Below are 4,103 nucleotides of genomic sequence, written 5' to 3' on the forward strand. Positions count from 1 at the left end.
CGCCGCGGAGCGGGACCAGGACGCGTCCGGCGGCGACCGTCCGCCGCGGCCCCGGCCGCGCGAGCAGGTCGCCGCCGCGGTCGGGCTGCTGGACCGCCCCCTCACCTCGTACTACCTGGTGCTGGGCTGCTCGGTGATGCTGCTCGCGCTGGGGCTGACCATGGTGCTGTCGGCGTCCAGCGTCAAGCAGCTCCAGGAGACCGGCTCGGCGTACACGCTGGTGCAGAAGCAGGCCATGTGGATGGCGCTCGGGCTGCCCCTGATGTGGGCGGCGTCCCGGCTGCCGGTGAAGGGGTTCCGGGCGCTGGCGTTCCCGATGCTGCTGCTGTCGGTCGGCGCGCTCGCGCTGGTGCTGGTGCCGGGCCTCGGCCGGGCCGCGGGCGGCGCGACCCGCTGGATCAGCCTCGGGCCGCTGCAGATCCAGCCGTCCGAGCCGGCCAAGCTCGGCCTGGTGCTGTGGGGCGCGGACCTGCTCGCCCGCAAGGAGAAGCTCGGCCAGCTCACCGAGTGGCGGCCGCTGCTGATGCCGCTGCTGCCCGGCGCGGGCCTGCTGGTGCTGCTGGTCATGCTCGGCAACGACCTCGGCACCACCCTGGTGCTGCTCACGATCTTCCTGGCGCTGCTGTGGGTGGTGGGCGCGCCCGCGCGGCTGTTCGTCGGCATCGCCGGGCTCGTCGCCCTGCTGGTGTCGATCCTCATCGTCGTCGAGCCGTACCGGATGCAGCGGCTCACCGGCTTCCTGGACCAGTCCGGCAACCAGCTCACCTTCAACTACCAGGGCACCCAGGGCCTGTACGCGCTGGCGTCCGGCGGCCTGACCGGGACCGGGCTGGGGGAGGGGCGGGCCAAGTGGGACTTCCTGCCGCACGCCGAGACCGACTTCATCTTCGCGATCATCGGTGAGGAGTTCGGGCTGGTCGGGACGCTGGTGGTGCTCGGCCTGTTCGGGCTGCTGACCTACGCCGGGCTGCGCATCGCGCGCCGCGTGAAGGACCCGTTCACCCGGCTCGCCGCCGCGGGCGCGACGGCCTGGCTGGCGGTGCAGGCCATCGTGAACATCGGCGCGGTCATCAGTGTGCTTCCCATCACAGGCATCCCGCTGCCGCTGGTCTCCTACGGCGGATCGGCCCTCATCCCCACACTGATCGCGCTCGGGATGCTGCTCGCGTTCGCCAAGCGCGAGCCCGGCGCCCGGCAGGCACTCGCCGCGCGCGGCCCCGGACCGCTGTCACGGGCTCTAAGCTGGCTAGGACTCGGGCCGCGCGGGTCCTGACGACGCACACCACCCGGACGGGGGCGGGGGTCGCCCCGACCGAACGACGCCGCACCCGCCGACCGAACCCGCTGAGGACACGCTGAGGAGTTGTAGACGAGCATGAGGGTTGTCCTGGCCGGCGGCGGCACCGCCGGACACATCGAGCCCGCCCTGGCCCTCGCCGACGCGCTGCGCCGCCACGACCCGAACACCGGGATCGTCTGCCTCGGCACCGAGCGCGGCCTGGAGACCCGGCTGGTCCCGCAGCGCGGCTACGAGCTCGCCCTGATCCCTCCCGTGCCGCTGCCCCGCACGCTGACCCCGCAGCTGCTGTCGGTCCCCGGCCGGCTGCGCGGCGCGATCAACGCCGCCGCCGGCGTCCTGGACCAGATGCAGGCGGACGTGCTGGTCGGCTTCGGCGGCTACGTCGCGACCCCCGGCTACCTGGCGGCGCGCAAGCGCAAGGTGCCGATCATCGTGCACGAGGCCAACCCCAAGCCCGGCCTGGCCAACAAGCTCGGCGCGCGGTTCACCGACCACGTCGCGGTCTCGCACCACGACTCGCCGCTGCCGAACGCCAGGTTCGTCGGCATCCCGCTGCGCCGCGACATCGCCAACCTCGACCGGATGGCGATGGGCGACAAGGCGCGGTCCTACTTCGGCCTGCTGCCGGAGCTGCCCACCCTGCTGATCTTCGGCGGGTCGCAGGGCGCCCGGTCGCTGAACCGCAACGCCGTCGCCGCCGCGCCCGCGTTCCGCGCCGCCGGCATCCAGGTGCTGCACATCGTCGGCCCGAAGAACACCGAGGTCCCCGACCCGGCCCCGGCCGGCGGCCCGCAGTACGTCACCATCCCCTACTGCGACCGGATGGACCTGGCCTACGCCGCCGCCGACATGGCCATGTGCCGCGCGGGCGCGATGACCTGCGCCGAGCTGTCGGCCGTCGCGCTGCCCGCGGTGTACGTGCCGCTGCCGATCGGCAACGGCGAGCAGCGGCTGAACGCCGAGCCGATCGTGCAGAACGGCGGCGGGCTGCTGGTGGACGACGCCGAGCTCAGCCCCGAGTGGATCGCCGGGCACCTGATCCCGATCCTGCGCGACCCGGCCCGGGTGGCGAACATGTCCGAGGCCGCGGGGCGGATGGGCCGCCGCGACGCCGACGTGGCGCTCGCCCGCATGGTCTACGACGTCGTCCGCGCCGCGCACCAGCAGGGGCAGGGCCGATGAGCCTGGTCGACCCGTCCGCGGTGGTCCCGGCCGGCGAGCTCGGCCGGGTCCACTTCATCGCGATCGGCGGCGCGGGCATGTCGGGCATCGCCCGGATCATGCTGAAGCGCGGCCTCACCGTCTCCGGCAGCGACGCCCGGGACTCCGACCTGCTCGGCCAGCTCGCCGGGCTCGGCGCGAAGGTGTTCGTCGGGCACGACGCGTCCCACCTCGGGGACGCCGAGACCGTCGTGGTCTCCTCGGCGATCCGGGAGAGCAACCCCGAGCTGGCCGCCGCTCGCGAGCGGGGCCTGCGCGTCCTGCACCGGTCCGCCGCGCTGGCCTCGCTGATGGCCGACCGCCGCGCGGTCGCCGTCGCCGGGACGCACGGCAAGACCACGACCACGTCGATGCTGACGGTCGCGCTGCAGCACGCCGGGGCCGACCCGTCGTACTGCATCGGCGGGCAGCTGGTCACCACCGGGCTCGGCGCGGACGAGGGCACCGGCGAGGTCTTCGTCGCCGAGGCCGACGAGAGCGACGGCTCGTTCCTCATGTACACCCCGAACGTCGCCGTGGTGACCAACGTCGAGGCCGACCACCTGGACAACTACGGCGGCTTCGAGCAGGTCAAGGAGCTGTTCGCCCGGTTCGTCGGACGGGTCGAGGAGGGCGGCGCGGTCGTCGCCGGCGCCGACGACCCGGTCGCCCGCGAGCTCGCCGACCTGGCGCGCGGGCGCGGGCTGCGGGTCCTCACCTACGGCGAGGCCGACGACGCCGACCTGCGCGTCACCGGGTTCACGCCGCGCGGCCTCGGCTCCCGGTTCGTGATCGAGGGCGCCGCCGACGGGCTCGGCGAGGTCGTCCTCAACGTCCCCGGACGGCACAACTCCCTCAACGCCGCGGCCGTCGTCGGCGTCGCGCAGGCGCTCGGCCTCGACCTGGCGGCCGTCCGCGCGGGGCTGGCCGGGTTCGGCGGCGCGATGCGGCGGCTGGAGCGCAAGGGCGAGGCGGCGGGCGCCGAGGTGTTCGACAGCTACGCCCACCACCCGACCGAGCTCACCGCCGACCTGTCGGCGACCCGCGACTACCTGGACGGCCGGGACGGGCGGGGCCGCATCGTCGCGGTCTTCCAGCCGCACCTGTACAGCCGCACCCGGTTCTTCGCCGCCGAGTTCGGCGAGGCCCTGGGCCTGGCCGACGTCGCGGTGGTCCTGGACGTCTACGGCGCGCGCGAGGACCCCGAGCCCGGCGTCACCGGCGAGCTGATCGCCGACCGGGTGCCGGCCGGCACCGAGACGGTGTACGCGCCGGTGTTCGACGAGGTCCCGGACGTGGTGGCCGGGCTCGTCCGGCCGGGCGACATCGTGATCACGCTGGGCGCGGGCGACGTGACCCGGCTGGGCCCGGTGATCCTGGAGCGGCTGGCGGGCGCCTGAGCCGCGACCGGGGCGGGCCGGCCCCGGGGGACCGGAGGCGCGGCGTGGGACCGTGGCTTCCGGACGACCGGCGTCCATCCTTGAGGGCATGACCGAGGCGGGGACGAGGCGGCACACGGTGGACGGCGGCGACGACGGCGGCGACGGCGGCGACCCGCGCGGGCGGGAGCCGGCGGACGGCGAACGGCCGTCCCCCGGCCAGC

The 4,103-nt window shown here is 74.8% G+C and carries 3 protein-coding genes; all 3 read left to right on the forward strand.

Annotated elements, in window-relative coordinates; translation table 11 throughout:
• A partial coding sequence (gene ftsW, locus DZF91_RS27300) for a putative lipid II flippase FtsW (protein ID WP_235834604.1) occupies positions 1–1,273 on the forward strand: 1,273 nt, incomplete at its 5' end.
• Between the two features lie 102 nt (positions 1,274–1,375).
• Positions 1,376–2,482 carry an undecaprenyldiphospho-muramoylpentapeptide beta-N-acetylglucosaminyltransferase gene (gene murG, locus DZF91_RS27305; protein ID WP_117360018.1) on the forward strand — a complete coding sequence of 369 codons (1,107 nt, stop codon included), beginning with the start codon at positions 1,376–1,378 and terminating at the stop codon, positions 2,480–2,482.
• Positions 2,479–3,900: a UDP-N-acetylmuramate--L-alanine ligase gene (gene murC, locus DZF91_RS27310; protein WP_117360019.1), complete on the forward strand. Its 1,422-nt coding sequence runs from the start codon at positions 2,479–2,481 to the stop codon at positions 3,898–3,900. The genes murG and murC overlap by 4 nt, the downstream gene beginning before the upstream one ends.
• Positions 3,901–4,103 lie beyond the last annotated feature (203 nt).

Origin of the sequence: Actinomadura logoneensis, from assembly GCF_003428695.1 — a bacterium.
GTDB classification, from domain to species: Bacteria; Actinomycetota; Actinomycetes; order Streptosporangiales; family Streptosporangiaceae; genus Spirillospora; species Spirillospora logoneensis.